The sequence below is a fragment of the Rhodococcus sp. 5A-K4 genome (genome assembly GCF_046097995.1).
GTDB lineage: Bacteria > Actinomycetota > Actinomycetes > Mycobacteriales > Mycobacteriaceae > Rhodococcus_F > Rhodococcus_F erythropolis.
In genome coordinates this window covers 184,076-202,823 of the sequence record NZ_JBJURM010000010.1, presented here as the reverse complement: position 1 = coordinate 202,823, position 18,748 = coordinate 184,076, and the positions used below count along the sequence as shown (strand labels likewise).

Annotated in this window: 15 protein-coding genes and 1 tRNA gene; 7 read left to right on the top strand and 9 right to left on the bottom strand. The window is 62.1% G+C overall.

Annotated elements, in window-relative coordinates; genetic code table 11:
- Positions 1 to 115 precede the first annotated feature (115 nt).
- Positions 116 to 1,138, top strand: coding sequence for a PDZ domain-containing protein (locus ACKAMS_RS15855; RefSeq protein ID WP_020907134.1), 1,023 nt, complete (start codon positions 116 to 118; stop codon positions 1,136 to 1,138).
- 41 nt (positions 1,139 to 1,179) lie between these two features.
- Here ACKAMS_RS15855 and ACKAMS_RS15850 read toward each other — a convergent pair whose 3' ends face one another.
- On the bottom strand, positions 1,180 to 1,782 hold the full coding sequence (locus ACKAMS_RS15850) for a PPA1309 family protein (RefSeq protein WP_019747831.1): 603 nt from the start codon (positions 1,780 to 1,782) through the stop codon (positions 1,180 to 1,182).
- Between the two features lie 174 nt (positions 1,783 to 1,956).
- Between ACKAMS_RS15850 and ACKAMS_RS15845 the strand changes: the two genes are divergently transcribed.
- On the top strand, positions 1,957 to 4,872 hold the full coding sequence (locus ACKAMS_RS15845; protein ID WP_020907135.1) for a UPF0182 family protein: 2,916 nt from the start codon (positions 1,957 to 1,959) through the stop codon (positions 4,870 to 4,872).
- 89 nt (positions 4,873 to 4,961) lie between these two features.
- On the opposite strand, the gene ACKAMS_RS15840 is transcribed toward ACKAMS_RS15845, so the two are convergent.
- A complete protein-coding gene (locus ACKAMS_RS15840; RefSeq protein WP_019747833.1) occupies positions 4,962 to 5,516 on the bottom strand; it encodes a transglycosylase family protein in 555 nt (184 codons plus the stop codon).
- A gap of 450 nt (positions 5,517 to 5,966) precedes the next feature.
- Between ACKAMS_RS15840 and ACKAMS_RS15835 the strand changes: the two genes are divergently transcribed.
- Together ACKAMS_RS15835 and ACKAMS_RS15830 are read left to right on the top strand one after the other, a co-directional pair.
- A tRNA-Met gene (locus ACKAMS_RS15835) sits at positions 5,967 to 6,040 on the top strand.
- Between the two features lie 72 nt (positions 6,041 to 6,112).
- Entirely contained in the window at positions 6,113 to 6,889 is a 777-nt protein-coding gene (locus tag ACKAMS_RS15830; protein WP_408989227.1) for an esterase/lipase family protein, read from the top strand.
- Positions 6,890 to 6,893: 4 nt separating this feature from the next.
- On the opposite strand, the gene ACKAMS_RS15825 is transcribed toward ACKAMS_RS15830, so the two are convergent.
- Genes ACKAMS_RS15825 through ACKAMS_RS15810 form a run of 4 tightly spaced genes read right to left on the bottom strand, consistent with a single transcriptional unit; the run spans position 6,894 to position 10,337 of the window.
- The gene (locus ACKAMS_RS15825) at positions 6,894 to 7,538 is read right to left on the bottom strand and encodes a GntR family transcriptional regulator (protein ID WP_020907137.1); all 645 of its coding nucleotides are present in this window, start codon (positions 7,536 to 7,538) and stop codon (positions 6,894 to 6,896) included.
- Positions 7,539 to 7,585: 47 nt separating this feature from the next.
- Positions 7,586 to 8,656 carry an isopenicillin N synthase family dioxygenase gene (locus tag ACKAMS_RS15820; protein WP_408989226.1) on the bottom strand — a complete coding sequence of 357 codons (1,071 nt, stop codon included), beginning with the start codon at positions 8,654 to 8,656 and terminating at the stop codon, positions 7,586 to 7,588.
- Entirely contained in the window at positions 8,653 to 9,558 is a 906-nt protein-coding gene (locus ACKAMS_RS15815; protein WP_020969249.1) for an ABC transporter permease, read from the bottom strand. The genes ACKAMS_RS15820 and ACKAMS_RS15815 overlap by 4 nt, the downstream gene beginning before the upstream one ends.
- Complete coding sequence (locus tag ACKAMS_RS15810) at positions 9,555 to 10,337, bottom strand: ABC transporter ATP-binding protein (protein WP_019747838.1); 783 nt, start codon at positions 10,335 to 10,337, stop codon at positions 9,555 to 9,557. The genes ACKAMS_RS15815 and ACKAMS_RS15810 overlap by 4 nt, the downstream gene beginning before the upstream one ends.
- 251 nt (positions 10,338 to 10,588) lie before the next feature.
- Here ACKAMS_RS15810 and ACKAMS_RS15805 point away from each other — a divergent pair, with 251 nt between their 5' ends.
- The 3 genes from ACKAMS_RS15805 to ACKAMS_RS15795 are packed head-to-tail and all read left to right on the top strand — an operon-like array spanning position 10,589 to position 14,141.
- Positions 10,589 to 11,779 (top strand): nitrate ABC transporter substrate-binding protein, encoded by a 1,191-nt coding sequence (locus tag ACKAMS_RS15805; protein WP_408989225.1) that lies wholly within the window; start codon positions 10,589 to 10,591, stop codon positions 11,777 to 11,779.
- Positions 11,780 to 11,794: 15 nt separating this feature from the next.
- Positions 11,795 to 12,772, top strand: a complete 978-nt coding sequence (locus tag ACKAMS_RS15800) for an isopenicillin N synthase family oxygenase (protein ID WP_283568411.1) — start codon at positions 11,795 to 11,797, stop codon at positions 12,770 to 12,772.
- 40 nt (positions 12,773 to 12,812) lie between these two features.
- Positions 12,813 to 14,141, top strand: a complete 1,329-nt coding sequence (locus ACKAMS_RS15795) for an amidohydrolase family protein (RefSeq protein ID WP_092763679.1) — start codon at positions 12,813 to 12,815, stop codon at positions 14,139 to 14,141.
- A 6-nt stretch (positions 14,142 to 14,147) separates the two neighbouring features.
- Here ACKAMS_RS15795 and ACKAMS_RS15790 read toward each other — a convergent pair whose 3' ends face one another.
- The 3 genes from ACKAMS_RS15790 to ACKAMS_RS15780 all read right to left on the bottom strand — a co-directional run bounded on the left by ACKAMS_RS15790 (position 14,148) and on the right by ACKAMS_RS15780 (position 18,654).
- Complete coding sequence (locus ACKAMS_RS15790) at positions 14,148 to 15,782, bottom strand: acyl-CoA synthetase (RefSeq protein WP_003942348.1); 1,635 nt, start codon at positions 15,780 to 15,782, stop codon at positions 14,148 to 14,150.
- 190 nt (positions 15,783 to 15,972) lie between these two features.
- A complete protein-coding gene (locus ACKAMS_RS15785) occupies positions 15,973 to 17,178 on the bottom strand; it encodes an acyl-CoA dehydrogenase family protein (protein ID WP_003942363.1) in 1,206 nt (401 codons plus the stop codon).
- A 27-nt stretch (positions 17,179 to 17,205) separates the two neighbouring features.
- Entirely contained in the window at positions 17,206 to 18,654 is a 1,449-nt protein-coding gene (locus ACKAMS_RS15780) for an acyl-CoA dehydrogenase family protein (RefSeq protein WP_308372482.1), read from the bottom strand.
- Between the last annotated feature and the right edge of the window lie 94 nt (positions 18,655 to 18,748).

Genomic DNA, 18,748 nt, shown 5'->3' with positions numbered 1-18,748 from the left:
GGTACAAGGCTCGAGCGGTCGGAGTCGCCCTCCGAGTCACGCTGACGGCGAACACGCACGGCGCTCAGGCGGTGCGATCGGTGCTCCGGCGCCTTCGCGCTTTACTCTGGATCAGGTGAATCGACGGATAGTGACGCTCTTGGCCGCACTCGCACCCATCGTCGTGTTGGGAGTCGTCGGAACAATGGTCACTGTTCCTTATGTCGCACTCGGTCCTGGCCCCACCTTCAACACCCTCGGCGACGTCGACGGTAAGCCCGTCGTCGACATCCAGGGGACCGAGGTCGATCCCACCGACGGCAACCTCAACATGACAACGGTGTCGGTTCGCGACGGCCTCAACATTTTCGAAGCGTTCGGACTGTGGGCGAGTGGCAGCAACGGACTCGTCCCTCGCTCGGAGATCTATCCGCCCGAGAAGTCGAAGGAAGAGATTCAGCAGGCCAACACCGCCGACTTCCAGCAGTCCGAGGACAGTGCCGAGTTGGCTGCACTCCACTTTCTCGGTAAGCCGGTGGCACTCACTGTTTCGAAGGTGACCCCGGACGGCCCTGCCGCGGGTGCCCTGCAAGAGGGCGATGTCCTGGTCAAGATCGGCGACACTCCGGTAACCACCATCACCGGCGTTCAGGACACGGTCGGTGCGATCGCACCCGGCACCGCGATCGACGTCACCGTCCTTCGCGAGGGTGTGGAGACCGTTGTGCCGGTCACCGTTGGGGCGCGGCCCAACAAGCCCGAATCGGGTTACCTCGGCGTCACGCCCAACGAGGTCCCGGACGTTCCCTTCACCGTGCAGTTCAACCTTGCCGACATCGGCGGTCCTTCTGCCGGACTGATGTTCACACTGGCGTTGGTGGACAAGCTGACTCCGGGGGAGCTCAACGGCGGAAAGTTCGTGGCCGGAACGGGCACCATCGACTCCGACGGCGAGGTCGGTCCGATCGGCGGTATCAGGTACAAGTTGATCGCCGCCTCCGAAGCCGGTGCTGAGACCTTCCTCGTGCCGGCCCAGAACTGTGACGAGGCGAAACAGAATGCGCCGGACGGGCTTCGACTCGTCAAGGTCGACAACCTGCCCGGCGCAGTGGACTCACTCGAAAGCCTCAACACGGGCGGCGACGCACCCCGCTGCTGAAACCTGCCTTGCCGAAGACAGGCTCGGTCAGTCTTCTTCTTTCAGTCTTCTTCGACCTCGTCGAGCGTCGCGTACAACGCGTGAACCAGGTGAGGTGCAAGACCGTCGTAGGTGAGCAGTTCCAGGTCACCGTACGGATCCGCATCTTCGTCGGGACGCATCTGCAGAAGCGACAGCGAAGGACCGTCACGGAGCACGCCGACGAACAGTCGAGCCTCGCGTCGATCGGGATGCGCGTTGGCCGTCAGTCGCGCGACCTCGTCCGCAGCATGCTGATCGGTCAATACCGGCGCCGTGGCGTGATCGAGATCCGATTCCGCCTCGGGCGGCAGGACGACGATCTCCTGAACCAGGATGCAACCCTGCACCGACTCGGGCCAATGCGTCGTTGCCAGGAACTCGTCGAGTGCCCGTGAACCGCCGATGATGTCCTCGGGAAGCGATTCCTGTTCGATCGGTGTGTATTCGGCGCCCTCGGCGAGTTGGTCGAGCAGTCCGGGTTCGGCCGCGGCGAGCATTTCGGTAGGCACCAACGCGTACAGCTTCGGCGGTTGATCCCAGCCTTCGGCGTCGATGTGGTCGACAACTTCATGAACGCACCGGGCGAGGGCACTCGGTGATCTGCTCATATTCTCTTCACTCACACGTTCATCCTCCCACCTTCTGTCCGGCTCCCTGCTCTCCGTGTTGTCAACCCGTGACCGTTGTTACGTAGAGTGGTCGGAAACGGCCAAGTCCACTCGGGCGTGGCCGCAGTGATCGATGCAATCGGTTGCGACGCCACGGCGTCGCCAAATCTTGGAGCGTGGCACGTGGGCATGCGGCCCCCCGCAGGTTTACCCTCTCTGTCCAGACGCAGTCGAATCTTGTTGGTGGTGGCTGTCGTAGTGGCGGCCTTGCTGCTCGTGGGGCCGCGACTGATCGGCATGTACACGGACTGGTTGTGGTTCGGAGAAGTCGGCTACCGCGGTGTCTTCACCAAGGTTCTGCTGACGCGATTCGTGCTCTTCCTCGTGGTCGGAATTGTCGTCGGAGCCATCGTGTGGCTCGCGATGCTTCTCGCGTACCGAGCGCGTCCGGTGTTCGTCCCGGTCTCCGGACCCAACGATCCGATCGCGCGCTACCGCACGACCGTCATGTCGAGGCTTCGTCTGTTCGGCGTGATCATTCCGGTCGCGATCGGCATTCTCTCCGGTCTCATCGCGCAGGCCAACTGGGTCACGATCCAGTTGTTCCTCAACGGTCAGCCGTTCGGCATCACCGATCCTCAGTTCAACTTGGACGTCGGCTTCTACACGTTCGATCTGCCGTTCTACCGCTTCGTTCTGAATTGGTTGTTCGTCTCGATTCTGCTTGCCTTCGTGGCAAACCTGGTTACCCACTACGTTTTCGGTGGGATCAAGTTGGCCGGGCGCGCTGGGACATTCACGACTGCCGCACGTGTTCAACTGGCTGTCATCGCCGGCACCTTCGTGCTCCTCAAGGCGGTGGCGTACTGGTTCGATCGGTACTCGTTGATGTCGAGTAGTCGTAAGGAACCGACGTTCACCGGTCCGGGCTTCACCGACATCAATGCGGTTCTGCCGGCGAAGCTGATTCTGTTGTCCATTGCGGTCATCTGCGCCTTGGCGTTCTTCGCCTCGATCTTCACGCGGGATCTTCGGATACCGGCCATGGCAGTCGCTCTACTGGTTCTTTCGTCGGTGCTCGTCGGTGCGGTCTACCCGATGATCGTCGAGCAGTTCTCCGTCAAGCCCAATGCGGCGCAGAAGGAGAGCACGTACATCGAACGAAACATCGAAGCGACCCGTCAGGCGTACGGGATCACGGAAGAAAACGTCGACTACGTCGACTATCCGGGAGTTGGCACCAAGCAGCCCCAGGACGTTCCGGCCGACCGGACCACGATCGCGAACACCCGACTGCTGGATCCGACGATCCTGTCGCCGACGTTCACCGCTCAGCGTCAGCTCAAGAACTTCTACGGGTTCCCGCAGACGCTCAACGTCGACCGCTACGAACAGGACGGCCAGCTGCGCGACTTCGTTGTCGCAGCGCGTGAGCTGTCGCCGAACAACCTTTCCGGGAACCAGACGGACTGGATCAACAAGCACACGGTCTACACGCACGGCAACGGTTTCGTCGCGGCCCAGGCGAACGAAGTCACGGCCGTGCAGGGCGACAGTCAGAACAACACCGGTGGTTACCCGATCTACTCGGTCAGCGACCTGACGACCACGCCCGAGAACGAGAACCTCAAGGTGGACAATCCGCGGTCGTACTACGGCGAGGTGATCAGCCAGTCGGACGCCGATTACTCGATCGTCGGTTCCGTCGACGGCGAGGGACCTCGTGAGTACGACACCGACACCTCGAAGTACACCTACACCGGTTCGGGTGGTGTCTCGATCGGCAACTGGTTCAACCGTCTTGCATTCGCGGCGAAGTACACCGAGCGCAACATCTTGTTCTCGAGTGCAATCGGCTCGAACTCGAAGATCATCTTCAAGCGTGATCCGAAGGAAAGGGTCGAGGAGGTCGCGCCTTGGCTGACGACCGACGGCGCTGCCTACCCCGCAGTGGTCGACGGCAAGATGCAGTGGATCATCGACGGCTACACCACCGCCCAGGACTACCCGTACGCGCAGCGCAGTTCGCTCGACGGGTTGGTCGAGGACAGTATCGACCAGACAACCGGGCGCCTCATTCCGCGTCAGGAGTTCTCCTACATCCGTAACTCCGTGAAGGCCACGGTCGACGCCTACGACGGCACGGTCACGCTCTACCAGGTCGACGAGCAGGATCCGGTTCTGAAGGCGTGGATGGGAGTCTTCCCGAACACGGTGAAGCCGAAGAGCGAAATCTCGGACGACCTGCAGGCACACTTCCGCTACCCGGAAGACATGTTCAAGGTTCAGCGAGAGATGCTGGCGAAGTACCACGTCGACGATCCGAGTGAGTTCTTCACCAACAACGCGTTCTGGTCAGTTCCGAGCGATCCGACGATCGACACGTCGGCCAACCAACCGCCGTACTACGTGCTGGTGGGCGACAAGGACACCGCGAAGGCGGATTTCCGTCTGACCAGTCCGATGGTCGGGTTCAGTCGTGAGTTGCTGTCGGCCTACATCTCGGTGGCGAACGACAAGGAGAACTACGGCAAGTTCACGGTGCTGCAGTTGCCGACCGATACGCAGACTCAGGGTCCACAGCAGGCTCAGTCTGCGATGACGTCGGATTCGCGTGTTGCTTCGGAAGTGTCACTGCTCAAGCAGTCGAACAAGATTCAGTACGGAAACTTGCTGACTCTGCCGATTGCCGAGGGTGGAATCCTCTATGTCGAGCCTTTGTACTCGCAGCGAAACTCGCAGAACGCGTTCCCTCAGTTGGCGCGTGTACTGGTGAGCTTCAGCGACACCAACGGCATTCGGATCGGTTATGCACCGACCGTCTCCGAGGCGATCAGTCAGATTTGGCCGGGCGCAGGTTCGGCAGCGACTGTCACCCAGCCGGCACCCGATCCGGATACCGGAGCGCAACCGGAAACGCCGACAACTCCGACGGCACCGGCCCCGCCGGCTTCTTCGGATGACGTCACGAAGGCGCTGGCCGAGGTCAATTCGGCAATGGCGGCATTGAAGTCGGCGCAACAGAGCGGTGACTTCACCAGCTACGGTGCTGCGCTCGACCGCCTGCAGAAGGCTGTTGACGCGTACCAGGCGCTGCCGCGGTAAGCGGCGTCAGTTCATGAACAGCAGAAGGCCCACCATCCGATCGGATGGTGGGCCTTCTTGTGTGCTCAGGTGAAGCTGTATGAGCTGAATCAGCGCAGTGCTGCAACGATCGGTGCGTTGGCATCGGAGAGCTGCTGGAACTGTGCGGCGAATCCGTACTGGCCGGCGAGGTCACGAGCGGTGTCGTAAGCCTGCTGTGCGGCGGGCTTGAGCTCGGCCGGGATTTCGACGGCGGGAGCAACTGCGGGTGCCTCGGCGACGGGAGCCGGTGCTGCGGCGGGAGCCTCTTCGACTGCCGGCTCGCTTGCGACGGTCAGACGCTGGCCGCAGACGGGCCATGCGCCGGGGCCCTGGCTCTGCAGGGTGTTCTCGGCGACGCGGATCTGCTCTTCCTTGGAAGCGTTGGCGGGCGAGCCGGTGCCACCGTTGGCGGTCCAGGTGCTCTGCGAGAACTGCAGGCCGCCGTAGTAGCCGTTTCCGGTGTTGATGTTCCAGTCGCCACCGCTCTCGCACTGTGCGACGCCGTCCCAGTTGTGGGTGGCTGCGGAAGCGGTGCCGGTGCTCATGGTGAGGGGCACTGCGACAAGTGCGCCGGCTACTGCCAATGTGCCGAATGCACGCTTGCTGATGCTGGTGTACGTCATGTCGGGGTAAATCCTCTCCGCGCTTGCTGACATCGGCGGGCCTGCGGGTCGGCGATGATGCTGACTTTCCCGGGCGCTTGTCTCTCCGTGTCTCTGCCCCTCGAAGGTTTCGGGGGTTCCGATCCCGCGGGGCAGAGTGGAGCAGCGGCGGGTCGGCGTTCGCCCGGTTGATTCGGGCCGGGACCGACCGTACGGGAGCGCTGAACGAGGGTCGATTCGCGATTTTCCGGACCACCTGGTCTTCTCCCATCCAGGATTTTCGGCGTTTGTGCTGGTAGAGCCTTCCCGATGCCGTTTCGAGGTACGTTCGTTACATGCTTGTTATGTGTTGATGCTCACGGGCATTTTGTGAACCCAGTCACCCGATTCTTCGACTTTCAGGCGTGTATTTCGCTCCAGCGCAGGCGATTTGCGTTCCGTTCATCTGCTCGTGTAACTTTGTCAATGCATCGCGGGGTGGAGCAGCTCGGTAGCTCGCTGGGCTCATAACCCAGAGGTCGCAGGTTCAAATCCTGTCCCCGCTACTAGAAAAGGACCGCCGCACTGGATTCCAGTGCGGCGGTCCTTTTTGTGCGCAGCCGTCGTAGGGTGGCGACGTGCGACTCTCGAAGATTCTTTTGGCGATGGCGGTGACTACTTCGCTGGTGGCCACCGCTCTGGCGTTCTCGGCAGGAAGCGCTGCCGCCGGTGGGCGGATCACCGATGCGAAGCGCGTGGTCTTCATCGTTCCAGGGCAGCAGCTCTACAACTCAGGAGAAACGCACCAGGCGACCTACCGCGCCCTCGCCGAGGCACTGAGCGCTGCGGGCTACGAGACACACTTCGTCGACGCACCCGGCAAGATGATTGCGGCCGACGCCGAGCTGATTGCCGATTCGATTCGCTCCTACGCTGCCGGCGCTGACTCCGTCGGGGTGATCGCGCACAGTGCGGGTGGACTGAGCTCCCGGTACTACGCGAAGTTCCTCGGTGCCTCCGAAGTAGTGGATTCATTCGTCGCCATCGGTGCTCCGCAGTACGGTAGCCCCGGTGGCTGCGTACAAGGCCCTGCCGACGGTTACGACACCTGCATGTTCTCCGAAGTTCTCACCAAGCTCAATGCCGGTGAGGACACTCCTGGATCTGCCTACTATTCGGTGGTGCAGAGCTCAGGCGAGTGGGCGGACGGTCGGTTGGACGGGGGCCAGTGCCGGGTGTACGTCGATGGCGTTCCCGGGGCCGGAACCGGAGCAGACCATCTCACCGAGCTCGAGCATCCAGAGGTCATCTCGGGAGCGATCAGCGCTTTGGGGCGCGACTGTGTCGGTACGTTCGTGGACGAGAACGACGGCGACATCACCTGGCCTGACACGTTGTTCCCGTCATTTCGGTAAAGCTTCAGGTCCGGGTTGTTCGGACGAGTAGCCCGGCTACGTGTGCGCTCGCGGCAGTTCTGGCCCCCAAGGCGTCACCCGATTCGATGGCCGCGACTATACGAGCGTGCTCGGTGACGGCGATCCGCCGATTGAGCTCGAGGCTCCACATGTCCGAACGGTAGAGATGTGACTGTCCGTCGAGACGATGTAGGGCTTCACTGAGCGGGTGATTGCATGCAGTCTCACGAATCAAGGTGTGGAACTCGAGGTCCAGCGTCGAATCGCGACGCTGATCCGGCGGGCTCTCGAGAAGTTCGCGTTGCACCTGCACCATCTTGTTCAGCTGTGACACGGTTTCATGCGTGGCATTGGCCGTCGCGTTGAACGCCGCGAGACCGTCGAGTACCTCACGCACCTCGAAGACCGCGCGCAGAGACTCTGCGTCCAGCGAATCGACTTTTGCACCCGCATTTCGGGTGTGGACCGCGATGCCCTCGTAGATCAACTGCTGCACGGCCTCGCGGACCGGCGTTCGACTGACATTGAGCTTGCTCGCCAGCGCGGGAACACTCAGTGGTGTCCCCGGCGCCAGCTCTCCCGAAAAGATCAGTTCGCGAAGCGTCTCGTGCACGGACTCGGTGAGCAAAGCTCGTTCGGTGGTGGTCATCTTGTCCTCACTTCGATCCTGCACGATATCGACGGTACCCGGGAGCGCTATCCGGCGGCGCGCACCCGGTCAGCGCTGCGACTGTCGACGTCGGGCGCCGTCGCGCCTTTCAGTCCGGCCACTTTGGCCGCGATGTTCTCGGCGATCGTGATCGGCGGGTATCCCACCTCGCCCGGTTCGAGAGTCCCTGGCAGTGCTTCGATGACGGCGTCGTAGTTTCCGTCGAAAAAGAATGCGGCAGAGCGACGTCGGATGATCTGACCATCGACGATAGGTGGGTCGACTCGGTGCACTGTCGAGCGCCATCGGTCGTTCGTCCATCGTGCCATTGCGTCGCCGAGGTTGATCAAGAGTGCGCCGTCGGCAGGTTGGACGTCGTGCCATACGCCATCGGCACTCAGAACTTGAAGGCCCGGAACTTGATCTGCCCACAGGATGGTCAAGATTCCGAAGTCGGTGTGAGCGCCCATTCCCGTCATGTCGCCGGAGATGCGGATCTCGCCCTCAGGCAGTGCGTAGTTGTTCATCTTCATCGCGTCGATCGAATGGTCGAGCATCGAATCGAAGTACTCGGGCGGCAATCCGAGGGCGTCGGTAAAGGCGCACATCAGGATTCGTGCCAAGCCCTGGGCATGACGGAAATACTCTTCGATCGCCGGTCGGAATCCGGGCGCGGCCTTGGGCCAAGTGTTGGCAGCGTAGCTGGACTCGGGTAGGTCGACGCCCGGATAGTCGCTCACCTCTGTGCCCACGACTATTGCTTCGTAGAAATCGTTCATCTGGTTCGCAGCGGCGACGCCCAGGCTCATGCTGAGTGATTCCGACTTCGGTGGCGAGTAGCCACGGTTCTCGGACGAGGGACGGCGATAGTTGTTCTTCACCGTCAGTGGGAGAGCAAAGAACTCGTCGAGAGCGTCGGCCAGTCCGTCGGTCGCCGATCGTGGAATGCTGTGTCCGACAATCTGTATGAATCCGACCTCCCGGCACGCGCGATCGAGTTGAGCTGCCACTTCCGCACAGGCAGTGCTGTTGGTGGCGTTTGCAGCCGATGCCTCGCCGGTGAGGTACGGGCTGATATCGATCGTGGGGATTTCGAAGGCGGGAATTTCGTGGGTCATTTAAAGTCCTTGCGGCCGGACGTGTGCCACTTACCGACGAGCACACGTGAGAGGAATCCAAAGGCAGAGAAGACGAGGACGCCGAACACCGACGCGATCACGATCGCGGCGATCAGATCCTCGGACTGAAGGCGGCTTCGGTAGACGTCGAGCAGGGTCCCGATCCCGGGTTGTCCTTTGGCGAAGAACATGTCGCCGATGATGGCACCGACGACAACAAGGCCGGAGGCGGTGCGGATGCCGGTGAGAATGGCCGGCATTGCCGCTCGCAGTTCGAGTTTCACCAGTCGATCCCAACGCGAGGCGCGGCCGAGGGTGAAGAGTTCGTGCAGTCCGCGATCGACCGATTGCAACCCGAAGTGTGTGTTGGTGATGATCGGGAAGGCTGCGATGAGAACGCAAACCAGGGTGCGCGCGGTCATGCCGTAGCCGAACCAGAGCCCGATGAGGGGGACGATGGCGAGGATGGGAATGACCTGCAGCACAACGGCATATGGATAGACGATCCGCTCGATCCACTTGGCCTGGCTCATCAGCACGCCGGTTCCGACGCCGACTGCCACCGCGACGACGAAGCCGACCAGCGCAACCTGTGCCGTCACTGCGAGGGCTTCGAGCATGGGAGAGAGGTGTTTCCAGTCGAGTAGCGACTTCGTCAGTACTTGACTCGGCGGCGGAAGGAGAAATCGACGTTCCGGGGAGAGAACGAGGTAGCTGACGATCGACCACGCTGCGACCGCGCCGGCAAGTGAGAGCAGCGGATAGAGCAGGAAGGTGCCGAGCGCTCTCATTCGAGAGGGCCGTCCGGACTGTGCCTGTGCTTGCGCCGTGGTCGCAGAATCAGTACGAACGGCGGTATTGCGTACGGTGGTGCCCTGTTGTACTGCAAGGACTTCGGTCATCGTGAGCTCCCATGGAGGCTGGCCGAGATCTCGGCGACGTGTTCGGTGTATCGGGCGTCGTAGCGCAGTTCCGGGCTACGCGGGTACGGGAAATCGATGTCCACGACCGAATGTATTCGTCCAGGCCTGGCGGTCATGACGACCACCTTGTTCGCGAGGTACACGGCCTCGGATACCGAGTGCGTGATGAACATCGAGGTGAACCCTTTGTCGGTGTAGAGCCTTTGGAGCTCTACCTGCATCTCCAGTCGTGTCATCTCGTCGAGCGCACCAAAAGGTTCGTCGAGCAGCATCACAGCGGGTGCGAGGGTGAGCGCACGCGCCAACGAGACACGCATCTTCATTCCGCCTGACAACGCATTGGGCAGTTGTTTCGCAAAGTCCGCAAGGCCGACTGCGCGGATTGCCTCGTCGGCGCGCAACTTTCGCGCTGCTTTGTCGCCGCCACCGAGTTCAGCCGATAATTCGACGTTGGCCTGCACGGTTCGCCAGGGGAGGAGAGTCGGCTCCTGGAAGATGAAGCCAACTGATTCGGTGTCGAGGGCAACCGCACCACTGGTCGGTCGCTCGAGGCCGGCCGCCATGCGCAACAAAGTCGACTTGCCACAGCCTGAGGGTCCGACCACGGCGACGAAGTCTCCTCGCTCCACGTCCAGATCGATGCCGTCCAGCGCGACAGTGCCGGTATCGAACTTCTTGACGACATCGGAAAAGACCATCTGCATCGGCGCGGTGAGCTTGCGAGCGTCGGCATCCTGCATCGTGTTCGCGAGTTCCATCTGAGCCTCCGGTTCGGTAATGCATGCAAAAGTTCTTCAAGATGTAGGAACGATCTTGAATTGCATGTATGTCGCTTAGATTGCTGAATGTAAATGTGAGGTGACATTGCAGGTCAAGCGAGAATCCTGGCGCGCGTTACCTGATGGAAACAACGAGGCGATTGCATGTAATCCACGTGCTGCAGAGTGTGCTCATCGGATCACCCTTCTTGGTTCGCCCACATCCCAATTGTTTTCACGAAGGAGACGCTGTGTATTCAAATCGCAAGGTGCATTCCAATCGCAGAAGTGTGGGAGCGGCGGGCGCGGCACTGGCCATGTGTGCAGCCATCGGATTGACTGCGTGCAGCTCCAGTGAGGCTGAGACGGCGAAAGCGGAATCTCTCGAACCAGCTGCCGAGGCGCAGAACCTTGCGGGTCTCTGTCCGGAAAACATTGTGGTTCAACTCCAATGGCAGCCACAGTCGGATATGGGAGCGCTCTTCGAGATGCTCGGTCCCGGCTATTCGGTCGACACCGACGACAAGTCCGTCAGTGGGACTCTTGTCGCCGGAGGGAAGGACACCGGAGTCGACCTGACCTTGCGGGCCGGGGGACCGGCAATCGGGTTCCAATCCGTCAGCTCCCAGATGTACGTCGACGATTCCATCACTCTCGGCTTGGTGCACGGGGATCAGGTGATCGCGGCAGCGGCAAGTCAGCCCGTTGTGGCCGTCACGCCATTGCTCAAATACAGCCCGGCAATCCTCATGTGGGACAAAGAGTCTCATCCGGACTGGACGAGTGTTGCCGATATCGGCAAGTCCGACGCGAGTGTCGTCGTTTCCAAGGAACAACTCTTTCCGCAGTGGCTCGTGGCGAAAGGACTACTGAAGCAGTCTCAGCTCGACACGAGCTACGACGGAGCTCCCTCGCGATTTGTCGGTGACCCGACCATCGCTCAGCAAGGATTCGCGAATTCGGAACCGTACACGTACGCGAAGGAGACGCCGGCGTGGGACAAGCCGGTTTCCTATGACCTGCTGAAAGATTCGGGTTTCGACATCTACGCGTCCAATGTTTCCGTTCGTGCCGACAAGGTCGAGACACTCTCGCCGTGTTTGAGCAAGCTGGTTCCGATCATTCAGCAGGCCACCGCGGACTACATCACTGCGCCGGATGCGGCGAATGCTGCCATTGTCGACGTCGTCTCGCAGGACGTGTCGTTCTCTCCCTACACCGAGGGCGAAGCAGCGTTCAGTGCCCAGCTCCTGAAGGAGAAAGGCCTGATTGCGAACGAGGCAGACGGATCCGTCGGCACGTTCGACATGACGCGGGTCGCTCACACCGTCGAAGAACTGAAGCCCATCCTGAACTCCGGGGGTGCGGCGATACCGCAGTCACTGACTGCTGAAGAGATCTACACCGACAAATTCACCGATCGGTCCATCGGAATCCGCTGAAGGAGCTGACAGCAAATGACGTACGACATGACAGAACTCAACCGCGAGACCCGCATGGGTGGCCTGGGTACGGAGACCACCGACCGCGAGGTCCGAAGAATCGATCTCTCGGATTTCGAGAACCGGCGCAGCGAGATCGCCGAGGAGTTGTGGTCGGCAGCGACCGACATCGGATTTTTCCAAATCGTCAATCACGGAATCGATCTGGACCAGGTCCGCGAGGCTTTCGCGGCGGCCGAGCGATTCTTTGCACTGCCCACCGAGGTCAAAGCGCAGTATCCGCTCAAGAAGGGTTTCAACTCAGGCTGGGAGAGCATGACGCAGGTGCGTCCCTCCATCGGAACACCTGATCAGAAAGAGTCCTACCAGGTGACCCGCCCGCATATGGGTGATCTGTGGCCCAATGCAGACGAATTGGGTGGATTCCGCGAAACGATCCTGGACTTCGAAGCCAAGTGCTGGGGCATTGCGATGGACCTGTTGTCGTGCTTCGCCGAGAAGCTGGGATTCGAACGAGACTTCTTCACCAGGGCACATGACCCGTCGGTGGCCACCTACCAGAGCACACTGCGACTACTCCACTACTTCCCCCTTGCCGCCGACGCAGATGTCGAAGGGATGTGGCGTGCCGGAGCGCACACCGATTTCGATTGCCTGACATTGCTTTTCCAGCGTGACGGTCAGGGCGGGTTGCAACTGTGCCCGGGCAAGGAGATGGACACCCAGGAATGGACGTCGGTGGTGCCGGCCGAGGAAGCGATCACCTGCAACATCGGCGACATGCTGATGAGATGGAGTGATGATGTCCTGCCGTCGAACTTCCACCGGGTCAAGAGTCCCGGAGTCACCGACTATCGGGGAGCCCGCTACAGCCTCGCGTTCTTCGCTCAGGCGAACCGCGACGTGACCATCGAGGGGCCGGCGGGCAAGTACCCGCCGATCACTGCCGAGGACTACATCGACCAGCGAGTACGCGCGAACTTCGCGCGTTGATCCGTATCCGTTCCGTCACACACTTTCAGGAGAACTGGCGATGACTACCGCGCCCAAGAACATGACCGACGCGATCATCCGGGACGTGACGTTGTACAGCGGCGGGCAATGGCTGACCGGCCGCGACGTCGTCGTCTCGAATGGGGTGGTCGAATCGATCGAGAAGTCGACCGGCACCGCCACACCTGGAAGTGTGGACGGATCGGGGGCGTATCTGATCCCTGGGTTCGTCAACACCCATACGCACCTTCAGCAGTCACTGATGCGTGGGATCGCCGAAGGGACACCGCTTCTCGAATGGCTACTCGCGGTCGCAGAAGAGTCGGTTCAGATCACTCCCGAGCGCGCATACACGGCCACTGTCGCAGCCTCGCTGGAGGCATTGCGCAGCGGTACGACGACCCTGGTCGAACACATGTGGCCGCACCCGTCCAGCGAGGTTCACGATGCCGTGATCCGGGCGTTGCACGACACCGGGATTCGTGCGGTGCTGGGACGCGGAACCGCAGACCGGGCGGACAAGACGAGGAAGTGGGGCTTCGATCCGCGGCTCATGCAACCACTCGGAGATGTTCTCGCACATACGGATCAGATGATGCGCGACGTCGTCGGTTCCCGCATTGACCTGGCAGTCGCGGTACCCAACCCACGTTCGCTGACCCCGGACGGGATGTCGGAAGTGCGTGAGTTCGCGCAGGCTCGCGATCTGACGGTCTCGATTCACCTGCTCGAGACGCAGACCGACAACACGATGTGTACCGAACACGCGGGCATGAACGCGGTCGACTACCTGGATTCCCATGGGTTCTTGTGGGACCGGGTGCTGGCGGTCCACTGCGTCGAACTCGACGACCGTGGTCAGAAGGTGCTGGCGGAGCGCGGCGTCGGAGTGTCGTACAACCCCGTCAGCAACATGCGCCTCGGTAGCGGAATCGCGCCCGTCCCGAGTTTCCTCGACGCGGGGATCGCGGTGGGGTTGGGTGTGGACGGCGCAGCCAGCAACGACACTCAGGACATGCTCGAGACGCTGCGCACCGGCGCCTACGTGCAGCGAGCCGCGCGCGGCCGCGCCGACCTGTTCGGCTTCGAAGCCATGATCGACATCGCATCCGGCGGTGCAAACGCAGCACTCGGTCTGCCGGCCAGGTCTGGCGGGATCTCCGTGGGCGATCCCGCCGACCTCACCATGATTCGGTTCGAACGCGACTTCGGTTGCCTCCCGGTGCGAGATCCGGGCGCGTCCATTCTCACGACGGGCAGTCGTCAGATCGTGGACACGGTGTTGGTTGCGGGCGAGGTCGTGCTCCGCGACGGGCACTCCACTCGCGTCGACGAGGCGGAATTGATCCGGACGCTCAGCGCTTTGTGACTGTGCTCAGTCTTCGCTGATCTCCATCTCGATCAGGACGCGGCGCAACAGCTTTCCGGTGGCGTTGCGGGGAAGTTCGTCGATGAAGACGATCTCGCGGGGAACCTTGTAGCGCGCGAGATTCGACCGGACGTGATCCTTCAGCTCGTCGGAGTTCTGGTCGGCGCCGTGGGCGACGACGACAAACGCTCGCAGGCGGTGCCCGAAGTCGGCGTCCTCGACTCCGATGACTGCCGCTTCCAAGACGTCCTCGCGATCGGCGAGCAGGTTCTCGACTTCGAGCGGGTAGACGTTCTCGCCACCGGAGACGATCATGTCGTCGTCGCGGCCGTCGACGAAGAGGAGGCCGTTGGCGTCGAAGTGTCCGACGTCGCCGGTCGAGAGAAGTCCGTCGATACGTTCCTTGTCACGCCCGTCGGTGTATCCCTCGAAGCTCAGCCCGCTGGCGACGAAGATTCTGCCGATCGTGTGTGGGGTGGTGATCTTCTTGTTGTTCTCGTCGAACAGTTCGACGTGACAGGTCACCGGCGCGCGGCCCGCGGTTCCCGGCGCAATGGTCAGATCCTCGGGAGTCGCGACTGTGGCCACCGCGACCTCGGTGGATCCGTACAGGTTGTAGAGGACGTAGCCGAACGAGGCCGTGACTCGCTTGCACAGGTCGGGTGAGAGTGACGAACCTGCCGAGAAGATGATCTTCAGGTTCGACGTGTCGTACTTGGACAGCACGTCGGGACCGAGGTCGATGATGCGAGTGAGCATCGTCGGGACCACGACCAGACTGTCGCACTTGTATTGTGCGACAAGTTTGATCGTGTTCTCCGGGTCGAACTTTCGATGCATGACGACGGTCTGGCCGAGCGCCAACGCGAGAGCGAACTGCGAAACGCCGGTTCCGTGGAAGGCAGGGGCCGCCATCATCATGGTCTGTCCGCGGCGCAACGGCACGCGGTCGAGGAACTGCGCCGACGCGAGAGGGGAGGTGTGGCCACGCGGCGCACCCTTGGGAGTTCCCGTTGTGCCGCTGGTGAGGAGGACGAAGCCACCGTTCTTCTCGGGTGCCGGCACCGACGACGTGGTGCGTCCGGCGATGGCCTCGTCGAGAGTAGCTGCCGTGGAACCGTCCGCGGCCGTGCCCTCTGGCCAGGAACGATAGACGACGACGTCGTCCGGCAAGGCATCGGCGATGTCAGCGAACTCGTCGTCGTAGACGAAGGCGACCACCTTCTCACGCGCGGCGACGTCCACGAGTTGGGGCCGAGCGAAGCCCGTGTTCATGAGAACGAGCTTCGTTCCGTTCTTCGCTGCCGCCAGCATGGTCAGGACCAAGCCTCGATGGTTACGGCACATCGCACCCATGACGGAGTCGGACGTGATGCCGTCGGCCTGCCACGCCCGGACCAACGCGTTGCTCTGACGCTCTAGCTCGGCATAGGTGATGGGTCCGCGCTCGTCGATGATCGCCACCGCGTCGTAGCCGTTCTCGGCGTGTGCATGGACCGGCCCGGCAAAGGGTCCGTACTTGTCCACGGCTGCAATGGATTTGAGCCCGCGATCAAGGCGAGGGAACGGGACGAGTCCGGCTCGGAACATGACCCCCGCCGCGCCGATGGTGTCAGTGACCTTGGTGACCAATCCGGGCATACGTGAACCTCTTCCGAGCGTCGTTGTAGGACTGATTACACACTAATGGGCAATCAGGTTTCGGTGGTGAAGTTTCACGATGGCGACCGAGCAGTCCGCCCCGCCACCTCGAAAGGTGGCGGGGCGGAGTGTTTCGGGATCGGGTCTGTGCGACCGTCACTTCAGTGCGACCGTCACTTCAGGTCGACCGTCACTTCAGTTCGGCGGACGACTTTCCGAGCAGGCGGCGTGCGACGATCAGCTGCTGGATCTGCTGGGTGCCCTCGAAGATGTCGAGAATCTTCGAGTCGCGGCCCCACTTCTCGAGCAACGGGCGCTGCGAGTAGCCGTAGGTTCCGGCCAACTCGACTGCCTTGAGCGTCACGTCGGTGCCGGTGCGGCCGGCCTTCGCCTTGGACATGGACGCTTCGAGCGAGTTCGGCTTCTTGTTGTCCGCCATCCACGCCGCGCGCAGAGACAGCAGGTACGCGGCCTCCCAGTCGGCTTCCAAACGGATGAACTCGGCTGCAGCTGCATGCTGGTTGTAGACCGGTGTGTCGTAGGAGATCTCGACACCGGCTTCGGTCAGGATGCCGCGCAGTTCTTCGAGAGCCGCGCGTCCGACGCCGACGGCCATGGCTGCAACGAGGGGCCGGGTGTTGTCGAACGTCTGCATGACGCCGGCAAAGCCCTGCTCGACGTTGACCTCCGGGCTGCCGAGGATGTTGTCCGCGGGAATGCGGCAATCCTGGAGCAGGAGTACTGCGGTGTCGGAGGCCTTGATGCCCAGCTTGTGCTCGAGGCGAGCAACGCTCAGGCCCGGTGCGTCACGCGGAACGACGAACGACTTGATGGCCGCTCGGCCCTTCGACTTGTCGACCGACGCCCACACGACGATGTGCGTCGAACGCTCACCGGCGGTGACGAAGATCTTCTCGCCGTTGAGAACCCACTCGTCGCCGTCGAGAACGGCGGTGGTGGTCACTGCGGCGGAGTCGGAACCGAAGCTCGGTTCGGTGATGGCCATCGAGGCCCACACCTTGCCGAAACGTTCGAGCTGTTCGTCGGTGGACACTGCGGCGATCGCGGCGTTGCCGAGCCCCTGGTAGGGGATCGAGAGCATGAGTCCGACGTCGCCCCAAGATGTTTCGAGCGAGTTGAGGAGCGCAGACATGTTGCCGCCGTTGGCGTTGCCACCCTTGGCGCTCGCGTCGGACCGTCCGCCGCTGGCACCGCCGATGTCTCCACCGGAATCGGAGAGGCCTTCGACCATGGCGGCCATGGTGTCGAGCTCGACGGGATACTCGTGCTCAGCGAGATCGTACTTACGTGAAATGGGTCGGAAGATCTGCGCCGCGACCTGATGTGCCTGGTTCGCTGATGCTTTGAGCTTCTTGGGAAGTTCGAGGTTGATCATCGTGGTTCTCCTGGAAGTTCAGCGGCGTCAGATGAGGACGATGCCCTCGGCAACGCCGATGGCACGGAGGTCGCGGTACCAGCGCTCGACCGGGTGTTCCTTGGTGAACCCGTGTCCACCGAGGAGTTGCACACCGTCGAGGCCGATCTGCATGCCCTTCTCGGAAGCCAGCTTCCGGGCCAGAGCGGATTCGCGAGCGAAGGACAAGCCCTGCTCGGCGCGTGAAGCGCCGCGAAGCGTGACCAGACGCAGTCCGTCGAGTTCGATGCCGATGTTGGCGACCATGAAGGCAACCGCCTGGCGGTGGCTGATCGGCTCGCCGAACGCTTCGCGCTCGTTGACGTACGGAATCACGTAGTCGAGAACTGCCTGGCTGGTGCCGACGGCCATGGACGCCCAACCGAGGCGAGCCAGGCGAATCGCGTCGGCGTATTCGGCCTTGCGCTGCTCGGCGTCACCGTCGCCGAGCAGTGCGGACTCCGACACAGCGACGTCGGTGAGGATCAGGCGACCCAGGCCGGCGGCGCGCAGACCCATGCTGGGATCTGCTTCGACGACGAGTCCCTTGGTGTCGGATTCGACGATGAAGAAGGACGGCTTGCCGTCGAGTTCCGCGGCGATGACGAAGAGTTCGGACGTAGCCGCGGCGGGCACCAAGCTCTTGACGCCGTTGAGCTTGTAGCCGCTGGGGGAGCGCACTGCCTTGGTCTGCAGGGCAAACGGATCGAACAGTGCGCGTGGTTCGTTGACCACCACTGCTGCGCCGGGGACCTGCTCGCCGGTGAAGGCCGGAAGGTAGGTCTTCTGCTGCGCGTCGGTGCCCCACTGCGTCAGTGCAACTGCAACACCGCTCGGTGCGAGGATCGGAAGTGCAAGTCCCATGTCTCCGTGCGCAAGTGCCTCGGCAACAAGAGAATTGGTGACTGCGCCGCGATCGGCGGCTGCTCCGTCGAGTTCTTCGGGAACGTTGATCAGCGTGATACCGAGCTCGGCCGCGCGCTTGGAGAGATCGGCGGGGGCCTGAGCTGCGCCGTCGGCGTCGTAGGCCGCGGGACGCAGGATTTCGGCCGCGAACTCACGCACCGTCTCGACGATCATCTTCTGGTCGTCGTCCGGGGTGAGATCGAAGTAGTCGGCGTTCTTGCTCGGGTTGTCGGGCAGGCGCTTGGGTGCGCTGTTGCCCGAGACCTTCTGGAATCCTCGAGTGGCGGCACCCAGGGTTTTGAAGCCCGTCTTGGTGCCCTCGTAGGTCACGCGATCGATGGTCTGACGCAGATTGAACTTCTCGGCCAGTTCCGAACCGGTGATCTTGGTAAGCACACGCATGGCTGCGCCCATGGCGTCGCGTTTGATCGGGTTCAGGCCGACGGCGGACGTGTCGCGGGGCGCACCCTTGGCGCCGCCGCGCTGCGCGCCCGATTCGCTGCGCTGAGCGCTCTTGTCGGGGGCAACACTGTCTTGCTTGGTCATGATCACCAGCTGTTTCTCGGTGTTGGGGCGTTGGACGATTTTTATCTTACTCATCAGTAAGGTCTGTTGTCGAGAAACCGCGAAATGATGCGCGTCATAG

Coding starts and splice junctions, on each gene's coding strand:
- ACKAMS_RS15845 (WP_020907135.1), top strand. CDS start 1,957: ATGCGGCCCCCCGCAGGTTTACCCTCTCTGTCCAGACGCAGTCGAATC.
- ACKAMS_RS15785 (WP_003942363.1), bottom strand. CDS start 17,178: ATGATCAACCTCGAACTTCCCAAGAAGCTCAAAGCATCAGCGAACCAG.
- ACKAMS_RS15790 (WP_003942348.1), bottom strand. CDS start 15,782: ATGCCCGGATTGGTCACCAAGGTCACTGACACCATCGGCGCGGCGGGG.
- ACKAMS_RS15800 (WP_283568411.1), top strand. CDS start 11,795: ATGACGTACGACATGACAGAACTCAACCGCGAGACCCGCATGGGTGGC.
- ACKAMS_RS15820 (WP_408989226.1), bottom strand. CDS start 8,656: ATGACCCACGAAATTCCCGCCTTCGAAATCCCCACGATCGATATCAGC.
- ACKAMS_RS15825 (WP_020907137.1), bottom strand. CDS start 7,538: ATGACCACCACCGAACGAGCTTTGCTCACCGAGTCCGTGCACGAGACG.
- ACKAMS_RS15815 (WP_020969249.1), bottom strand. CDS start 9,558: ATGACCGAAGTCCTTGCAGTACAACAGGGCACCACCGTACGCAATACC.
- ACKAMS_RS15795 (WP_092763679.1), top strand. CDS start 12,813: ATGACTACCGCGCCCAAGAACATGACCGACGCGATCATCCGGGACGTG.
- ACKAMS_RS15810 (WP_019747838.1), bottom strand. CDS start 10,337: ATGGAACTCGCGAACACGATGCAGGATGCCGACGCTCGCAAGCTCACC.
- ACKAMS_RS15840 (WP_019747833.1), bottom strand. CDS start 5,516: ATGACGTACACCAGCATCAGCAAGCGTGCATTCGGCACATTGGCAGTA.